The following is a 20,598-nucleotide window of genomic DNA, read 5'->3' as shown; positions in this document are numbered from 1 at the left end:
CAAGAGGGTCCGAAGAGCAGATATTCGTACGTGGGGTTCATGTCCTAGTGTGGAATGAGCGGGCTTCGTGCAGTATCAGCCATAAGACGTCAGTGAGGATTGTCGGGATGGATGTTGGGGCGTTGATCGGTGGTGAGACTACCCCGAACGGGTTCTTGCCGCTGACGGCCGCGCAGCGCGGAATGTGGTTCGCAGAGAACCTCACCGCGCATTACTCCATCACCATCGCGCACTACATCGATATCCGCGACAAAGACCGAGAAATCGATCGTGAGCTGCTCAAACGGTGTATTCGTGACGCGGCATGGGAATTCGAATCTCCTTTCACAAGGATTTCCGAGGTCGGCGGAGTGCCGATTCAAATAGTTGATCGCACGGTCAACTTTGAGGTCGATGAATTGGACTTTCGTGGGCAGTGCGACGCCGAAGCGCGCGCGCTCGAGTGGATGCGGGCGGAATACGCGCGCTCGATCGACCTGACCGCGGGACCCTTGGCCACGGCGTGCCTACTACGCATAGCCGACGACCGAACGATCCTCTACATGGGCGGCCACCACATCGTGCTCGACGGGTACTCCGCCCTGACCAGTCTCATGACCGCGCTCAATCTGTACAACGCGCGGCTCGGCGGCACCCACGAGACAGAACCTGCGCGAGCAGGGCTCGCGGAGATCGTCGACTACGACCAGACGTATGCGTCGAGCACCCGCCGGGAACGCGACCGCGAGTACTGGGCCGAGAAGGTTCGCGACCTTCCCGAACGCGTCACCTTGTCGGCGCAGTCGGCGACAGCCCCGCTATCGGCGCACAACGTCGTCGCCGGGTACGACGTCGATGCCGAAACGCAGGGTCTCGTCGAATCGGTGGCATCAGGTCTCAATTCGTCGGCTGCTGTCGTCCTGACCGCAGCATTTTCGGCCTTCCTGGCGCGCATGACCGGCACGGACGAGGTGGTCCTCAGTCTGCCCGTGACAGGTCGAGCAACTGCAAAGGTCCGCAACGGCGGGGGCATGCTCTCCAACATGCTTCCGGTGCGCGCCCGGTCGGTTTCCGACGCCACGATGCGTGAGCTGATCGCGCAGATGCAGCTCGAGCTGACCGGGGCGTTGCGCCACCAGAGATTCAGATTCGAAGACATTCGCCTCGAGGCAGGCCTCGCCGACACCGTCTACGCCTCCTTCGGCCCGATCGTGAACATGATGTTCTTCGACAAGCCGGTCACGGTGACGGGCGCGACCGTCGGCTACCACATTCTGTCCTCGGGAATCCTCGAAGACCTGCGCTGCAACCTTTACCAGGCCAGTCCCGGTGCGCCCTTGACCGTCGACCTGCACGGCAATCCCAACCTGTACACCGAGCGTGAGCTCGACCGTCATGTCAGGCGATTCATCGCGTTCACCCGTGCGTTGCTCTCTGACCTCGAATCTCCGATCGAACGCGTTGAGCTGCTGCTTCCGGAGGAGCGTGGGGACCTGCTCGCCCTCGGAGCCGGCGAACCGATGGAGATCGACGCCGACGGGTCGGTCCTGGGACCGTTCGACGCCCAATGTCGTGCGACGCCCGACGCGACCGCAATCGAGTTCGACGGCCAGACATGGACCTATCACGAATTCTCGCAGATGCGGTCAGACCTCGCCCTTCGGCTGCGGGCCGATGGCGTCGGCGTCGGTGACACCGTGGTTGTCAGCCTCGAACGTGGCGTCGACCAGGTGTGCGCCGTCTACGCCGCATTGACACTCGGTGCCGCATACGTGCCCGTCGACCCGCAGGCTCCCGCCGCACGTCGAACACAGATCACCGACACGGTCGGTGCCGCGGTGGTTGTCGACGACGCCTACCTCGAGCGCGGCGGAGCGCAACGTGGACACGACGCAGACTCCGAACCGCGCTCACTGGCGGGTCCGGCCGCCTACGTCATCTTCACGTCTGGGTCGACCGGCGCTCCGAAGGGAGTCGAGGTCGGCCACCGCGCCGTGATCAACCGCCTCGAGTGGATGCAGAAGCACTACCCGCTCGGCGTCGACGACCGTGTGCTGTACAAGACGCCGATCACGTTCGACGTTTCTGTTTGGGAGCTGTTGTGGCCCTTGCGGACCGGCGCCCGATTGGTCATTGCTCAGCCGGGCGGGCACCGCGATCCCGACTACCTGCACTCGCTCATGGAAGAGCGTGCGGTCACCGTCGCACATTTCGTGCCGTCGATGTTGGACGTCTTCAGCGAGGTCCTCGAGTCGAAGGCCGTCTCGGCAATGTTCCCTGCGAGTATGCGTCGGGTGTTCACCTCTGGTGAAGCTCTCGCCGCCGAACTCGCCGCGACGGTTCGGTCTCGGACCGCGGTCGATCTCGTCAATCTGTACGGCCCGACCGAGGCGGCCGTCGATGTGACCGAGTACCGCGTCGACTCCAACGTTGCAGACGTGCCGATCGGGCGACCGGTGCCGAATGTCTCTGTCTACGTGCTTGATTCGCAGCTGCGGCCGGTCCCGGTCAACGCTACGGGCGAGCTGTATCTCGCTGGCGACCAGTTGGCCATCGGATATACCGGTCAGCCGGGCCTCACCGCGGATCGGTTCGTGGCCAACCCATACGACGGCGGAACACGTATGTACCGCACAGGCGACCTCGTTCGGTGGTCCGCCGCCGGCGAGATTCTGTACATCGGCCGCGCGGACTTCCAGGTGAAGATCCGTGGACAACGCGTCGAACTGGGCGAGATCGAAAGCGTCATGGCGGAATTGCCGGGTGTCGACAAGGCGGTGGTGATCGCTCGGTCCGACAACGGCAGGACTGCCGTTGTCGGCTATGTTCGCCGATCGCGAGATGCCGGTGACGTCACCGCAGAAGGCGGCACCACTGAAGACAACGACGTCACGGCCGACGCGCTGCTCGGCTGGTGCCGTCGGCGTCTGCCTTCGCACATGGTGCCGTCGGCCGTTGTCTTCGTCGACGAATTCCCTGTTGGACCCAATGGAAAGCTCGACCGCACAGCACTTGCGCCGCCTTCGGCTCAACCCGAAGAGCAGCACGTCCCCGCGCGTACCGACGACGAGATCGGTTTGGCGCGGGTTATCGGAGAGTTGCTGGATGTGCCACGAGTCGGTATGCGCGACAACCTCTTCCGTCTTGGTGCCGACTCGCTGTCTGCCGCGCGACTCACCGCACGAGTGCGCAGCGAACTCGGGCGAGAGTTGCGAGTGCTCGACATCTTCGGCTCCGATGACATCGGTCAGATGGCCAAACACCTGACGGACATCGACGAATCGGCGTCCGGACCCCGTCCGATGCCCCGTCCTGATGCGCTTCCGCTGTCGTCGGCGCAAACGCGCCTGTGGTTCATCAACAGGCTCGACCCATCCGCGGGCACCTACAACATGGCGGGTACGGTCTCGCTCATAGATGTCGATATCGACGCGATGCGTAGCGCCGTCGTCGATGTGGTTGCACGTCACGAGCCGCTGAGAACGGTGTTCACCGCGGTTGATGGTGAGCCGATCCAGGTGATCCGTTCCGTCGACGATCTTCCCGCGGATGTGCTGCACGGCGTCGAACATGTATCGCCCGCAGATCTGGACGCACGGGTACTTCAGGAGGCAAGTAGGGGATTCGACCTCACGAGTGAGACGCCGTTGCGTGTCCGCATCTTCCTGTCCGACGGCACCGCGACGGTTCTGGTTGTCCTGCACCATGTGGCGGGCGACGGTGCGTCGTTGACGCCTCTGATTCGGGATCTCACCGCCGCGTACGTGGCACGCCGGTCGGACACCGAACCCACTTGGGCTCCTTTGCCATTGCAGTACGCGGACTACGCATTGTGGCAGCGCGAAAGACTCGGCGACCGGCACGACGCCAACTCACTTGTCACGCACGAGTTGGAGTTCTGGCGCAATCACCTCGCGGGTCTGCCCGAGTTGCTCGACCTTCCGACCGATCGTCCTCGCCCTCGGATCGCTTCGGGTGCCGGCGATTTCGTCGACGTCTCGCTTGGGGAGATTCGCACCCGACGTATCCTCGAGCTGGCCGATAGCCGCGGCGTTACACCGTTCATGGTCGTCCACACCGCTCTCAGTATCGTGCTCTCGCGGTTGGCCGGGGTCGACGACGTGCCGATCGGAGTTGCAGTTGCCGGTCGGGCCGACAAGGTTCTCGACGATGTGGTCGGCATGTTCGTCAACACCGTACTTGTCCGGGTCCGGCCCCTATCCAGGCTGTCGGTCAGTGCACTGATCGGAGAAGTCCGTGGCGAATTCGCTGCTGTGCTCGCACGATCGGAGACGCCCTTCGATGTAGTGATCGACGAGCTCGCGCCCCATCGATCCCTCTCTCACACGCCGATCTATCAGGTGGGCGTGACGTGGCAGCACGGGCACCCGGCGATGGCGGTTGATGATGCTCCCGTGCAGGTGCGGGCGGTACGCGTCCCGGCGGCGAAGAGCGATCTGAGCGTCTCGTTCGTGCAGTCGACGCGAGATGGCGCCCAGCACATCGACGCCGAGTTCTCCTACGCAACAGACATATTCGAGAGAGAGTCTGTCCAACGTCTAACCGGGTTCTTGTTCGAGGTGCTCGACGGAATGCTCGCAGACCCAACCAGGTCGGTCGGGTCGCTCGACATCGTCGATGCCGGTAATCGCGACACCGTGCCGCGGCCGGCACCGGTTGACCCGCAGACCTTTGCCGCGATCATCGAGGCGGGTACCGCGCGGGGACTACCCACCGCACTGGCCATGGACGGCGAGTACCGAACTCGCTATGCCGATCTGATCGCACGTACCAACCAGTTCTCGCGTGAATTGATCGCTCGCGGAGTCGGTCCGGGCGATATCGTAGCCATCAGCATTCCGCGCTCGCCCGATTCGGTGATGGCGACGCTCGCGGTGATCAAGAGCGGTGCGGGCTTCGTGCTTCTCGATCCGGGGCAGCCTGCCGCGCGGCGTGCGACGATGCTCGCAGATTCAGGTGCGCGAGTAGGTATTCGGCTGACAGCCGATGGTCGGCGGTCCGCGCCGGACGCCGAAATCAACGAGGCCGCGGTGTCGTGGATTGAGATGGATGACCCCGACACCGAGATCCAGATCGCGGGACACGGAGCGGGTCCGATCGTTGACGCCGAGCGCACCAGGCCGATCGATCTCTCCGACGTCGCGTACCTGATCTTCACGTCCGGTTCGACGGGTACGCCCAAGGCGACCGCCGTCAGCCATCTCGGGTTGGCCGGTTTCGCGCACAATTTGGTCGAGAGCTTCGGAGTCGACCGCAATTCCCGAGTTCTGCACGTGTCGTCGCCGAGTTTCGATGCGTCGATACTCGAACTCCTCCTGGCCTTTTCCGCGGGTGCGCAGTTGGTGGTCGCCGCGTCGGACACCTACGCGGGCGAGCAGCTCAGCGACTTCATCGAGCGACACGAGGTCACGCACGCGCTCCTGACACCCTCCGTGCTCGCGACGCTCGATCCGCACCGAGCGGTTTCGCTCTCGACGATCCTCAGCGGGGGCGAGGCGCTGAGTGCCGAGCTTCTCGGCCGCTGGTCGCAGCGCCGAGTATTCAATCTGTACGGTCCGACGGAGTGCACCGTCTGGGCCACGCTCGCGGGTCCGCTGCGGGCCGACGCGGAAGTGACGATTGGTACAGCGTTGCCCGGTGTCACTGCGCGCGTGCTGGATTCGGCTCTGCGTCCGGTGCCCGACGGGGTAGCCGGAGAGCTGTACTTGGCGGGAGACCAGGTTGCCCTTGGCTACCGGGGTAGGCCGGGTCTGACCGTTACGCGTTTCGTGGCCGACCCGTTCGGCCACGGGAGGATGTATCGCACCGGCGACCGCGTCACCCGACGTCCGACCGGAGAGCTCGTCTACCACGGACGCAGCGACTTCCAGTTGAAGATTCGCGGGCTGCGGATCGAGCCAGGGGAAGTCGATGCAGCACTGGCCGCGCACCCCGAGATCGACGCCGCACTGAGCATCGGCGTAACCGGGCCTGCGGGCGAGGCGGTGCTCGTCACCTATGTCACCGCTCACAAGGGCGTCGAGCCGCAGCCCGAAGGTCTGCTCGCGTTTGCGCGTGAGCAGCTTCCCGCGTACATGGTTCCCCAGACGGTTGTGATCCTCAACGAGTGGCCGCTGACGCGTGTCGGCAAAGTTGATCGAAAGTCCCTTCCCGCAGTTGATTTCACGATGTCTGCCGATTTCGTCGCTCCGCGGAGTCAACTCGAGGACGTGATCGCCGGGCTGTTCGCAGAGGCCCTCGGACTCGACCGGGTGAGCGTGCACGACGGCTTCTTCGAACTCGGTGGGAACTCCCTGGCGGCGGCAAAGCTCGCCGCGCGGTTGTCGACAGTGCTCGACCGGCAGGTCAGCGTCCGTGAGCTCTTCGAGGCCTCGACGGCCTCTGAACTGGCAACGCACGTAGCGAATTCGTTCGGTGGATCGAGCGTTCCGCGGCTGATACCGCACCAGCGTGCAGAAATGGTTCCGGTTTCGACGGTGCAGCGCGGTATGTGGCTGCTCAATCGTGCTGATCCGGACTCTGCGGCATACAACGTCTCGATGGCACTGCGGCTAGAGGGCGATCTCGACATCGAGGCACTGACGGCGTCCGTACAGGACGTGATCCGGCGCCACGAGTCGCTTCGGACTACGTATCCCATGGTTAACGGTCGTCCGGTCCAGGTGATTATTCCTGCTGACGACGCCGCGGACCGAATCGACATGCAAGTCGTCGATGTGTCGGACGACATCGCCTCGGCGATCGCAGAGGTCAATGCCGTGGGGTTCGACGTCACAGAGCAACCCCCAATCCGACTGAAGCTGCTCCGAGTCAGCAATACCGGGCATGTGTTGTCCTTCGTCGTGCATCACATCAGCGCCGACGGTGCCTCGATGGCTCCGCTCGCAAGGGACCTGATGGAGGCCTACGCCGCACGATCTGGCGGACATGCCCCGCACTGGCGTCCGCTGTCGATTCAGTACGCCGATTTCGCCCTGTGGCAGGCCGAGAAACTTGCCCACACAAGTGACGGTGTCACCGAGGAGGAGCGTCAACTCTCCTACTGGAGTGAGCGTCTGGCGAGCGTTCCGGATCTGCTCGAGTTGCCGACGGACAGGGACCGGTCGAGATCACCGAGCTTCGCCGGCGGCGCAGTCGAATTCGAGATAGCACCCGACGTTGTCGCGGCGCTCGAGTCGATCGCGCGAAGTAACAACACGACGCTCTTCATGGTGATGCACGCCGCATACGTCGTCTTCCTCAGCCGCGTCAGTGGTGTCGAGGACATCGTCGTGGGGACGCCCTACGCCGGGCGTGGCGAGCAGGCCCTCGAACGGGTCGTCGGCATGTTCGTCAACACGTTGCCGCTGCGGACATCGGTACGTCCGGGCGAGCAGTTCACCGAGTTGCTCGCGCGAGTTCGTCATGAGGACCTCTCGGACTTCTCACACACAGACGTCGCGTTCGACGCCATCGTGGCACGCGTTCTGAGGCATCCGCCGGTGTCGTACAACCCGCTGTTCCAGGTGATGTTCGCATTCCAGAACTTCGAGTTCCCCGTCGTCGAACTACCCGGAGTGCGCGCAACTCCGCTGGGCGAACCCGACGTCTCGGCCAAGGTTGATCTGCAACTGACGCTGACGCCCACCGGCGGCGCCGGCAACTCGATCGACGGTCAGATCACTTACGCAAGAGACCTTTTTGATGAGTCGACCGTTGCACGGATGGCCGCGCGCTTCGCGCTGGTGCTCGACGCAGTCGTCGCGGACTCGAGCAGCATCGTCGGAGACATAGACATTCGTCTCGAGGACGAACTGCAGCGATCACCGGTCGAGACCGTGAGCGCACACGACGTCCCGCTCGCCGACCTCGTCCGTATTGCAGCAGGTGAGACGCCCGCTGCCATCGCGATCGACTTTTCCGGGGTGTCGCTGACCTTCGCCGACATAGAGGCTTCGATGACCGCGATGGCTGTCGTGATGCCCGACGCCGGCGACGACTCAGCGCTGACAATGGCGTTGATGACCAGTGTTCCGCCGATGGCAGCCGGTGGACCAGAAGCGCTCGATGAAGTGTTGAAGGCGCTGCGGGACAACGCAACACAGTCAGTGACCACTGAGGAGGCACATCGCCCGTGACGACCGTGGATTCGGCAACGGACATTTCACGCGGGTGGGGAGGGCCACCCTCCACGGCGACCCTGGTGGCGATTGCGGCGTCTCTCGCGCCTGCTGCCGACGCCTTTGTCACGCCCAGCGGGTCTTCGGTCGCCTTCGGGCAGTTGAACACCCAATTGGCCGGGACTGTGCAAATGCTCGCCGATCGGGGCATCGATACCGAGGCGGCCGTCACAGCCACGGTGGCGGGGCATATCGGAACCGTCGATGGTGACCCAGCTGCCACGGCTCTGGCCACGCAGCAGGCGATGTTGGAGATCCGTCGGCGCGCAGGCGAACTCGCAGGCACCGACGATTGGGAGTCGCTTCCGGGCCTCTTCTGGTCGGCGGCCCAGAGGCATCCCGGCGCAACCGCGGTATCCGATACCAGTGGCCGGTCGCTGACCTACGACCAACTCGACACGGCGAGTGACGACCTCGCTGCCGGATTGCGTGCACGCGGTATCGGGGTGGAGAGTGTTGTCGGACTGGCACTTCCGCGAACCGCAGACCTGCTCGTAGCGATTCTCGGGGTTCTCAAATCGGGTGCCGCGTATCTCCCACTGGACACCGCTCATCCCCGGGACAGACTTGCGTTCATCGTTTCAGATGCTCGCCCGGCGCTAGTGCTCTGCTCACCGCAGGACATCTCGGCCCTGAGTTTCCTCGGCGTCGAGCGGGAATCAGTCACCGGCGCGTCGGTCACCGGTGTCGAATTCGAACGACGCGCAGTCGCAGCGGATTCGGCCGCCTACATGATCTACACCTCGGGATCGACGGGTCGGCCCAAGGGTGTTGTCGTCGAGCATCGCAGTGTTGTCGCGCTGATGGCCGCGGCCGCGCGCATGTACGACTTCGGTGAGAGCGATGTGTGGACGATGTTCCACTCGTACGCCTTTGACGTCTCTGTCTTCGAGATCTGGGGCGCACTGTTGTTTGGCGGACGACTGGTCGTCGTCGATTTCATGACGACGCGAAGCCCGGAGGACTTCGCCCGACTGGTGGCGATGCAGCAGGTCACCGTTGTCTCGCAAACACCCTCTGCGTTCTATCAGCTGGCTGCCGCGGTACGCCCGGGCGCACCGGCCTCCTTCAGCGACCACGTCAGGTACATGATCTTCGCGGGCGAGGCGCTCGATTTCCTTCAGGTGCGCAGGTGGTACGACGACAGACTGTCGGAGTCTGGCTCTGCTGGACCGACATTGGTGAATATGTATGGGATCACCGAGACCACCGTGCACTCGACCTTCCGTGCTCTTTCGGCCGACTTCGTGGCATCGACCGCAGCGTCCGACGTCGGAAACGCATTGCCGGGACTGGCGATCTACCTTCTCGACGCGCGACTCAATCCTGTTCCCGACGGGGTGCCGGGAGAACTGTACCTCAGTGGAACGCAGGTGACTCGCGGCTATCTCGGCCGTGAGGGCCTCACGGCGACCCGTTTCGTCGCCGATCCGTTCGGCCCGGCGGGATCGCGCATGTACCGCAGCGGTGACCTCGGGATCGTGCGCGACGGCAGCCTCGAGTACCTCGGACGGTCTGATGCGCAGGTGAAGCTCCGCGGGTTCCGTATCGAACTGGGCGAGGTGGAGGCCGCGCTGCTCGATGCTGATGGTGTCGTGGCCGCTGCGGTTGCGGTGAAGCACAATGACTCCGGTCTCGAACAACTCGTTGGCTACATCGTCGCCGGGGAACCGGGCGAAATGCTCGATGCCGCCGCCGTGCGCACCTCGGCGTCGGCCCGACTGCCTGGCTACATGGTTCCAGATGTCGTGATGATCTTGGACCGACTCCCGTTGACGGTCAACGGCAAGCTCGACCGCCGGGCGCTGCCCGATCCGGTCGTCGAACTCGACGATGTGATCGTCGAACCAGAAACCGATCTCGAACGCGCGCTGCTCGAGATCGTGTCCGACGTCCTCGGGACTCCGGACATGGGTGTCGCGACGTCGATTTTCGATGTCGGCGGCAATTCCCTTGCAGCAGCGCAGATCGCAGCGAGGTGCGCAGAGGAGCAAGGTCTCACGGTCACCGTGCGCGACATCTTCGAGGCGCCGACGGTTCGTGAGCTGGCGGCGCGCGTCGGTGACCGCGATCACGAGAATCGCATCGCGCTCACCGCGCGGACGAGGCCCGAGCATATCCCCCTGTCCTTTGCCCAACGTCGAATTTGGTTCTTGAACCAACTCGATCCGTCGAGCACGGTGTACAACCTGCCCCTCGTGCTCCGTTTCCGCGGCGACCTCGATCCCCGCGCGCTCGACGCCGCGATGCGTGACGTGATCGCCCGGCACGAGACGCTGCGCACGCGGTTTGTCGTGGTGGACGGCGTTCCGGCGCAACAGATTCTCGGCGTCGACGAGATCCGTCCGCGGCTCGATATCGCGCCGCCAGTGCGCCTTCGCGGCGTCACCGACCGACTCGACGCGGAGATAGCGTCCGTCGCGTCAGCTCCGTTCGACCTCGCCGAGCAGCCACCGTTACGTGCGACGCTGATCGAAGTCGACAATCTCGACTTCGTGTTCGTGCTTGTCGTACACCACGTGATCGGTGACGGCGGTTCGCTTGGTCCGCTCGCACGCGACATGCTTACTGCTTACGCCGCGCACCGTGAGAACCGCAGTGCCGCTCTGGTTCCGCTGCAGGTGCAGTACGCCGACTACACGCTTTGGCACCGGGATGTCCTCGGCGAGCCCACCGATCCCGGGTCGCCCGCAGGGCGACAGCTCGCGTTTTGGACGGGCACGCTGCGCGGCGCACCTGACGCCATCTCGCTGCCCATCGACGGGTCACGCCCCGCCGTGCAGTCACACATGGCGTCGGCGGTGCCATTCGCGCTCGACCCGGATCTGGTTGCCGCGATCGACGCAACTGCAAAGGCGCACAACGTATCGCTGTTCATGATCCTGCATGCGGCGACGGTGGTTCTACTGCATCGGCTGACCGGTGAACGTGACCTGGTGGTCGGAACCCCGTTCGCTGGACGAGGTGAGCGCGGACTCGACGATCTCGTCGGAATGTTCGTGAATACCATCGCGCTGCGCACCGAGCTGGGTTCGGCAATGTCGTTCGACGAGTTGCTGGCGACGATCAGAGAAGACGATCTCGCAGCGTTCGCGAACGCCGACGTCCCATTCGACCTGGTCGTCGAAGCTGTCGATCCTCCCCGCAGCACCGCACATTCGCCGATCTTCCAGGTGATGCTCGTGCTGCAGAGTTCGCAGGACACACGCTTCGACCTCTCCGGCGTCACCGCAGAACTGGTCGAGCAGTACCGCGACCTCACCGACAACGACATGTCCATCACTTTCGTCGAGGGCGCCGCCGGATTGTTTGCGGGGGAACAGCGTACGGGTGAGGCGCCGCCTCCGCGCTCGCTTGTCGGCGTACTGGAGTACGCGACCGACCTCTTCAGCGCCGACACCGCGTCCTCGTTTGTGGACCTTCTTCTGGCAGTGCTGGGCGAGGTGGTGAGCGAACCCGGTCGGGCGATCGGCGATCTCGGTCAACCTGATGATGTCGAGCTCGCGCGGATCGAGGAACGTTCGGCAGGACCGACCGTCGAGCTCAGTGCGGTCACTCTCGCTGATCTGCTCGCCGCGACACACGGTTTCGACGGTGCGGCACTCGAATTCGACGGAAGAGAACTCGGTTTCGACGAGTTCGCCGCCGCGGTCAACTCTACTGCGCGACGACTCATCCGATCAGGTGTCGGGCCTGAGGTTGCGGTCGGTGTGTGCATCCCACGATCGCCGGAGATGGTCATCGCGGTACACGCGGTCGTCGCGGCGGGTGGTCAATACGTGCCGATCGATCCCGCAGCCCCGATCGAGAGACTCGACCACATGTGCTCGGCAGCACAGGTGCGCCTGATCCTGGTGCGAGACGGCGATATTCCGCCGGTGCTGGCGGAGAAGATCGCCACCGCAACGGATCTACGACTCGTCGAGGTGAGTCTCGACGAGGCCGTCGCCACTCTCGGCTCCGCGGCGTCACGGCCGATCAACGACAGCGAGCGCCGGGGTTCACTACATCCGGACAATGCGCTGTACACGCTGTTCACGTCGGGGTCGACGGGTATTCCCAAGGGCGTCAGCGTCTCCCATCGTTCCGTCCTCAACAGGCTTCGATGGGGTCTGTCGACGTTCCCTCTCACCTCCGACGACACGGTGATTCTCAAGACGCCGTTCACCTTCGACGTATCGGTTCCCGAGCTCTTCGCGCCGACGCTCGCCGGTGCCCGAATGGCGATCACCGCAGATGGCAGGCACGCCGACCCGGACTATCTCATCGATCTGCTCGAACGCACCAGGGCGACGAGCGTGCATTTCGTTCCGTCGATGCTCGCCACATTCCTCGACGTCGTCGACCATGGACGACTCGGGCGACTCGACGGGCTGCGGTACGTGTTCGCGTCGGGTGAAGCTCTCCCACCGGCGTTGGCGCGCAACGTTCGTGAAGTGCTCCCGCACGCCGGGCTGCACAATCTGTTCGGTCCGACGGAGGCGGCGGTCGAAGTCAGCCATGCGGATCTGGATTCGGTGGGCCAAACCGTGCCGATCGGTGTTCCGGTGTGGAACACCGACTTGCGCATCCTCGACGCACGACTTCACCCGACGGGCCCCGGCATTCCCGGTGAGCTTTACCTCGGAGGCGTTCAGGTCGCCCGCGGGTACGCGCACAGGCCCGGGTTGAGTGCCGAACGCTTCGTTGCCGACCCGTTGCGCGTCGGTGGTCGGCTCTACCGGACGGGTGATCTGGTGCGGTGGAATCGCACCGGAGCGATCGAGTATCTCGGCCGCACCGACTTTCAGGTCAAGTTGCGCGGGCAGCGCATCGAGCTGGGGGAGATCGAGGCAGCGCTCACCGACCTCGCCGAGGTGAGTAACGCCGCCGCGCTGGTGGTCAACTCTCCCGACGGCGGAAGCCATCTGGCGGCGTTCGTCACGCCGTCGGGACCGGACCTGGACGTCGATGCCGCGCGCTCGGCGATAGCGTCGCGGCTGCCGGAATACATGCGACCGACCATCTGGACCGTACTCGAGGCCATGCCACTCAATCCGGCGGGAAAGCTGGACCGTAACGCTCTGCCATCGCCCGACTTCGGCTCAACCGAGTACGTGCCGCCGCAAGGCGACGTCGAAATCGCGATCGCCGACGTCGTGGCAGAGGTGCTTGGTCTCGACAGAGTTGGTGCGACGGACGACTTCTTCGGTCTCGGAGCCAACTCGTTGTCGGCGACCAGGATCGTGGCGCGGATCTCGGACGCGCTCGGTGCACACGTTCCGCTTCGCGATCTCTTCGAATCGCCCACTGCCGCACAGTTGGCTCAGCGACTCGATCACGGGGGCGACGTAGCAGCACTGCCACTCGTGCCGCGTGCGGACCCTGATGCCGTGGTGCCGTTGTCTTATGCGCAGCAGCGGATCTGGTTCCTCAATCAGTACGACGTCGATTCCGGTGCATACAACATTCCGGTCGCGCTGAGGCTGCGCGGCGACGTCGACCTCGTCGCACTACACCTTGCGGTCTGTGATCTGCTCGTGCGACACGAGGTGTTGCGCACGGTGTTCCCGTCCGAGACCCACCAAGGCTCCGCGATTCCCGTGCAGCGCACGCTCGACATCGACGACGCACGCGACGCATTTGACTGGTCGGTGACGTCGGTCGCGGAACTCGGCGAGTTCGCCGAGCGTGGTTTCGACGTCACGACCGAACTTCCACTGCGTGGGCGGGTCGCACGCGACGGCGACGACCACCTCGTGATACTTGTCGCGCACCACATCGCCTTCGACGGCGAGTCGGCCACGGTACTCGCGCGCGACCTCGCGATGGCCTACTCGGCACGTAGTTCCGACGCGACACCGTCCCAGCAGCACCAGCAGCCGCTCGCGGTGCAGTACGCCGATTTCACTGTCTGGCAACGTGAGCAACTCGGCAGCATCAACGACGAGGACTCGGTGCTCGGTAAGCAGTTGAGCTATTGGCGGTCTCATCTCTCGGGGCTCCCCGATGTGGTCGGCCTGCCGCTCGACCGTCAACGTCCAGCGGTCTTCGACCAGCGCGGCGCCACAATGTCGTTCGACGTGCCAGACGACGTCGCCGATCGGATCGGTGCCCTCGCAAAGGTTTCCGGCACAACGACTTTCATGATTGTACACGCTGCGCTCGCGATCGCCGTTGCGCGAGTGTCGACCTCGACCGATGTCACCATTGGTGCTGCGGTCGCCGGACGCGGCAACGCCGCACTCGATGACATGGTCGGGATGTTCGTCAACACGTTGGTGCTGCGGACGCCGGTCGATCCGACGATCGGTGTCGGCGAGTTCCTGCGGCAGGTGCGTGACGTAGACCTCGAGGCGATGGCCAATTCCGACCTACCGTTCGAGGAATTGGTGGATGCCATTGCGCCTACGCGGTCGACGGCGTTTTCGCCGCTGTTCCAGGTTGGACTCACTTACCAAGCGCGTGACGTCGACTTTGGAGAATCGTTCGACATCGGCGGCCTCACCGTAGAGCCGGTCGTGGTGCCGACGACGACGACAAAGGTCGACCTGGCCTTCTCGTTCGTCGAATCCGGGCGCGGGGCGAGTGCGCGGCTGAGCGGCGAGATGTCCTATGCGACTGCACTGTTCGACGATGTGACCGCGACCCGAATCCGTTCGATCTTTCTGCGCGTGCTGCGTGCGCTGGCGCTGCGCTCTGCGAGCGCGATTCGCGATATCGACATCATCGACCAGGACGTCGACAGCGTTGCCGTCCCAGCCGTCGGTGACGCACCGCCGCCACCTGGAACGATCCGAGAGCTGTTGTCACGCAGGGCGATCGTCGAAGGCCGACCAGCCATTGTCTGTGGCGATCGCGAAGTATCCTATGCCGAGTTCGAATCGGTGACGAACACGTATGCACGTCGGCTCGTCGGTGAAGGGATCGGACCCGGAAGCGTTGTGCCCGTTGCCATCGAACGCTCCGTCGAGTCGGTGACAGCGGTGTGGTCGATCCTCAAGGCGGGTGCCGCGTATCTGCCCGTCGACCCGCGCTATCCACGGCACCGCGTCGAGCACATGCTCACCGATTCGGGAGTAGGGATCGGTCTGACCACGACCGAGTTCATCGACAACGTCCGGGGTGGCGACGTCCGCTGGACGTGCCTCGACGACTCGTCGAACCCGCCGGTCGACGACGCAGGTGCCCCCCTCGCCGACGACGAGCTGCTCGCACCCCTGACGATCGATCACCTCGCCTACCTGATCTACACATCTGGCTCCACAGGATTGCCGAAGGCCGTGGCCGTCAGCCAGCGTGGTCTGGCCGCGTTGGCAGCAGCGCAGCAGCGCATGTCGGGTTCCGCGGACGACACGCGTGTCCTGCACGTCGCCTCTCCGAGCTTCGACGCCGCCTTCTTCGAGATGATCTGGGCGTACGCGGGTGGCCACACACTCGTGGTCTCGCCCGCGGAGGTCTACGGCGGTGACGACCTGCGGGCAGTCATCACGGCGGGACGCGTCACGGACATGGTCGTGACGCCGACAGTTCTCGCCACCCTGACATCGGCGTCGAGCAAGGCAGGGTCGACGGAGTCGGTAGCCGGTGGACACGCTGCACTCGACGGTGTTCGCCATCTCACGACCGCGGGCGAGGCGTGCCCTCCCGAGTTGGTCGAGGTCTTCGGCACCACCACCGAGATGCTCAACCTGTACGGCCCCAGCGAGTCGACCGTCTGGGCCACGGTGGCGAGATCGATTCCAGGGCAGTCGATCACAATCGGACGACCGATCACCGGATCCGCCGCAGTCGTGCTCGACGCGTGGCTACGCCCGGTTCCCACGGGCGTCGTTGGTGAGCTTTACCTCGCTGGAGACGGCCTGGCCCAGGGCTATCTGCATCGCGCAGGGCTAACCGCGTCGAGCTTTGTTGCGAACCCGTACGGGCAGCGCGGTGAACGCCTCTATCGCACCGGCGACATGGTCCGCTGGACATCGTCGGGTGATCTGGAGTTCGCAGGACGGTCAGATCATCAGGTGAAGATCCGCGGTCAGCGAATCGAGCTGGGCGAGATCGACGCCGCGCTGGGCTCGCATCCGCTTGTCGCGCAGGCCGTCACGATCGGTCGGTCCGATCAGTCCGGCACCGACAGGCTCGTGTCCTACGTCGTGGCCGCCGACCCCTCGCAGGTGCCCAGCGAGTCGGCGTTGATCCATCACGTCGAAGGGCTACTCCCGCATTACATGGTGCCGGTGAGCGTCATCGCGCTGCCTGCTCTGCCGTTGACCCCGGTCGGGAAACTTGATCGCGATGCGCTACCGGAGCCCGAGATCAGCGCGGAGACAACGGCATCCGAGCCGACCAACGATGTCGAGGCGCGGGTCGCCGATATCATGGCGGCGACGCTTGGTGTCGACAGGGTCTCGACCGATGCGTCGTTCTTCGCACTCGGCGGCGACTCGATCATGTCGATCCAGTTCTCGTCGGCACTTCGTGCTGCCGGATTCGACTTGCGCCCACGAGACATCTTCGAGGCCAAGACTGTTCGTGCATTGGCTCGCGCCGTGGACGAGGCCGGGGTCGACGTCCTGCCTGAGCTTTCTGGCGGAGCATACGGCGAGATCACGCTCCCCCCGATCATCAGGTGGCTCGTTGATCGCGTCGACCAACCTTCTGAACTGGCAGATTTCTCGCAGGCCGCGATCGTCCTGCACCGGGAGGACGCAACGGTTTCCGACGTCGTCGCGGTGCTCGGGGCACTCGTCGAGAACCACCCCATGTTGTCGGCAGACCTCGGCGTCGACGCATCGGGAGCGTGGCGACTGACCGCAACGGGACGTCGCTTCGACGACGACATGGCCAGTATCCGTCATACCGAGAGCCATCCGGGCACAACAGAGTTCGAAGAGGAACTCGTCGCCGAGCACGCCGCGGCCGTGGGTCGACTCGACCCGACATCCGGTCGAATGCTCTCCTATGCCGCGCTGCTCCCGGCGTCCGGAGGGCCCGGTCGGGGCATCGTCGCGATCCATCACGCCGTCGTCGACGCTGTGTCGTGGCAGACCATCATCACCGCTGCCGTGACCGGATTCGCTCAGCGTGCGGCAGGCTCGCCGGTTGTACTCGCGGCAGAGGTTACGTCGGTGCGACGGTGGTCGGCGGCTTTGGCTGACACCGCAGCCCAGCGATCGGACGAAGTCGCAGGGTGGCTCGAGGCCCTGCCCGCACAGGTCGAGCCGGGGCTTCGGCCCATCGATCGCGGTACCGATCGCGAATCTCGCGCCCGGACCTTGCGTCGCACCCTGCCCGCCGAACTCGGCGAGCGGGTTCTCACCTCAGTGGCCAAGTCGTTCCGGACGACGCCGCAGACGGCGATGCTCGCCGCACTCGGTGCGTCGATCGGTCGCTGGCGGGTCAGCCAGGGCGTGACGTCGACGTCGCCGGTGGCGATTCTCGTCGAAGGGCATGGGCGCGAGGAAGATCTGGCGCCGGGCGCCGACCTCGCGCGCACCGTCGGATGGTTCACCAGTCTCGCTCCTGTCACCGTGGATCCCTTCGTCGATGCCGAACCGCTGGCGCTTGTCAAGCAGGTCAAGGAATCACTTGCGTTCCAGCCGGATCGCGGCGCCGCCTACCTCGCCCTCTACTATTCCGACGCCGGGCACGCGCTCCGGGAGCGGCCCGCGCCGCTGATCACCTTCAACTATCTCGGCAACCGGGTGTCGCTCGAGGCAGAGACCACTGAGCAGGCCGACGACGCGCCGACGATGACATTCGTACCTGCCGCCGAGCGTGTGGCATTCCCTGGTTCGGTATCGGGGAGCATGGTTGCCGCGGGTGCGCTGTCTGTCAATCTATCGAGTACACCCGGCCCTGACGGACGTTCATTCGACGCCGATTTCACCTTCCTCGACACCATGCTTGACGCCGACGCAGTTGCGCAGATCGCGGCTGATTTCGAGGACCAACTACGCGCGATCGCCGACCTCGTGGACGCGCTCGGGGACGTGGGTCGCACCCCTTCCGATGTGGCTGGCATCGGACTGACCCAGTCCGAGATCGACGACATCGAAGATGCGCATCCAGGTGCCGACCTCGTGCCGCTCGCACCGCTGCAGGCCGGTCTGCTGTTCCAGAGCGACATCGCGGACGGACGCTCGGGCGCCGACGTCTATGTCGCCCAAGTGATTCTTGAGTTGTCGGGCGAGGTGGACGCGGATCGGCTGCGGGCGGCCGCGCACGCGGTCGTGCGCCGACATGAGGTCCTGCGAACCGCGTACGTACGAACGCACGAGGGGACACCTGTCGGCGTCGTCGTCGACGATATCGAGCTTGCGTGGCGGGAGATCGACTCATCGGAGTCCGACGTCGCTGCCATCGCCGCAGACGATCGGATGGAGCCTTTCGACCTCGCCCGACCGGGCCTGATCCGATTCACGTTGGTGCGCAATGGTGTTGGCCGGTCTGCGTTCATCGTCACCAACCACCACATCGTCCTCGATGGTTGGTCGGGGCCGATCGTCCTCAACGATCTATTCCTCGCGTACGCCGACCCGACGCTCATTGCCACTCCGACAGTCGGATTCGGCGCATTCCTCGAATGGCTGTCGGCTCGTGATCGCGACGCCGACACCGCCGCGTGGCAGGAGGCGCTGCGCGGATTCGCAGAACCGACCCTCATTGCTCCCGGCGCGTCCCGGGACGTTGTCGTCGAACCGCTCGATGTCGCGACGGAACTCGACGAGGAGCTCGCATCCGGGATCGCGGAGCTCGCGCGCAGTACCGGGGTGACGGGGGCGACGATCATTCAGTTCGCCTGGGCCGTCGTGCTCTCGCGGGCGACCGGACAGCAGACCGTCGTATTCGGCGAGACGGTGTCGGGTAGGCCAGCCGACCTCGACGGTGCCGAGCAGATCGTCGGCTTGATGATCAACACGCTTCCCGTCGCGGTGAACGTCGACGACGAGCGGCCGCTGACCGATTGCCTGGTCGAATTGCACCAGCAGAAGATCGCGGTCCTCGACCATCAGCACATCGGGCTCTCGGAAATCGCCGAGACGCTCGGTACGCCGGTGCTCTTCGACACATTGACTGTGTACGAGTCGTATCCAGTCGACGCCGCGGGGATCGGAATGGCCAGCGGCGCAGGTGGTCTGCACATCGCCGGGGTCGCGGCCTCCGACGCCAGCCACTACCCCCTCACAGTGGTGGCAGCACCGATGGGGGACGGACTACGTCTCACTCTGAAGTTCCGGCCCGATGCAGTTGCCGACCCTTTCGCGAACGCGTTGCTGGAGTCGCTTCACTACGTGCTCGACCAGATGATTGCTGCTCCAGATCTCGGGTGCGGCGACATTCGTGTGGTGACGGCCGCGCACGCGCGAATGCTCCTCCCGAGCGGACCCGAACCCACGGAGCCTGCGACACTCGCCGAACTCCTGCGCGCGGCCGCGACCACTCACCCCACTGCCGGCGCGGTGTCTGGGCCGGACGGGAGTGCCACCTATGCAGAACTCGATGCGATATCGGATCGGCTGGCAGCCTGGTTGATCCGACGCGGTGTCGGCCGTGGCGACCTCGTTGCGCTGGCCATGCCGCGCGGTCGCCGACTCCTGACGGCGATCTGGGCGGTGACCAAGACGGGTGCGGGGTTCCTGCCGATCGATCCGGGTTACCCGGCCGAGCGCGTCGCCCACATGGTCACCGACTCCGAGGTCGGTATCGGTTTGTCTGCTGCCACATCGGCCGATGAACAAAGCGCCGAAATGAGATTCGACGCTGCACACGGCCATGTGGACTGGGTCGACATCGACGTCGTCCTGGCTGGCGATGAGCTGCCGGATCACGCTGGCGTCGCTCGACTGAATCCCGGTACATCGGTCGACGAGATCGCTTACGTGATCTACACGTCTGGATCGACGGGAACCCCTAAGGGTGTTGCGGTCACGCACAGAGGTTTGGCGAACTTCGCTCTGTCGCAACAGCAGAACGCGCAACTCGATGCAGGCTCGCGCGTCCTCGGCTTCGCATCACCGAGTTTTGACGCGTCGATCCTGGAGGTGTTGCTCGCGGCAACTGTCGGCGGTGAGCTCTACTACCGAGCCGCCGATGTCGTCGGGGGACGTGCACTGGCCGACCTCATCGGGACCGCAGAGATCAACGCCACGTTCCTCACTCCGGCGGTGCTCGAGACACTCGATCCCGCTACCGTGCCCGGCCTGGGCGTCGTACTCGTCGGCGGCGAGGCGATACCGCGTGCGCTGGTCGAACGGTGGGCTGACCACACGCGCCTGGTGACGGTGTACGGGCCTACCGAGACGACGATCGCGGTGATGCTGGGTCAGCTGGAGGCAGGAGAACCCGTTGTCCCGCTGGGCAATGCCACCCGGGGGATCGAACTCCGCATACTCGACCGGCGCCTGCGACCGGTGCAGGTGGGTATGGTCGGTGAACTCTATGTCAGTGGTCCTTCGCTTGC

General features: G+C 64.7%; 2 protein-coding genes (1 of these 2 cut by a window edge). Both read left to right on the top strand.

The annotated features are described in order from the left end of the window. The first annotated feature begins 107 nt into the window (after positions 1–107). Positions 108–8,117: a non-ribosomal peptide synthetase gene (locus A5766_RS01550; protein ID WP_064903123.1), complete on the top strand. Its 8,010-nt coding sequence runs from the start codon at positions 108–110 to the stop codon at positions 8,115–8,117. Next, positions 8,114–20,598, top strand: the start of a protein-coding gene (locus A5766_RS01545) for a non-ribosomal peptide synthetase (protein WP_156527330.1). The gene runs 20,428 nt beyond the window's last position; the window shows 12,485 of its 32,913 coding nt (coding positions 1–12,485); the start codon lies at positions 8,114–8,116; its stop codon lies beyond the right edge, outside the window. Before A5766_RS01550 ends, A5766_RS01545 begins: the two co-directional genes overlap by 4 nt.

It is taken from the genome of Gordonia sp. 852002-51296_SCH5728562-b (assembly GCF_001665475.1).
GTDB lineage: Bacteria > Actinomycetota > Actinomycetes > Mycobacteriales > Mycobacteriaceae > Gordonia > Gordonia sputi.
This window is presented reverse-complemented; position numbering and strand designations above follow the sequence as displayed.

Coding starts and splice junctions, on each gene's coding strand:
- A5766_RS01550 (WP_064903123.1), top strand. CDS start 108: ATGGATGTTGGGGCGTTGATCGGTGGTGAGACTACCCCGAACGGGTTC.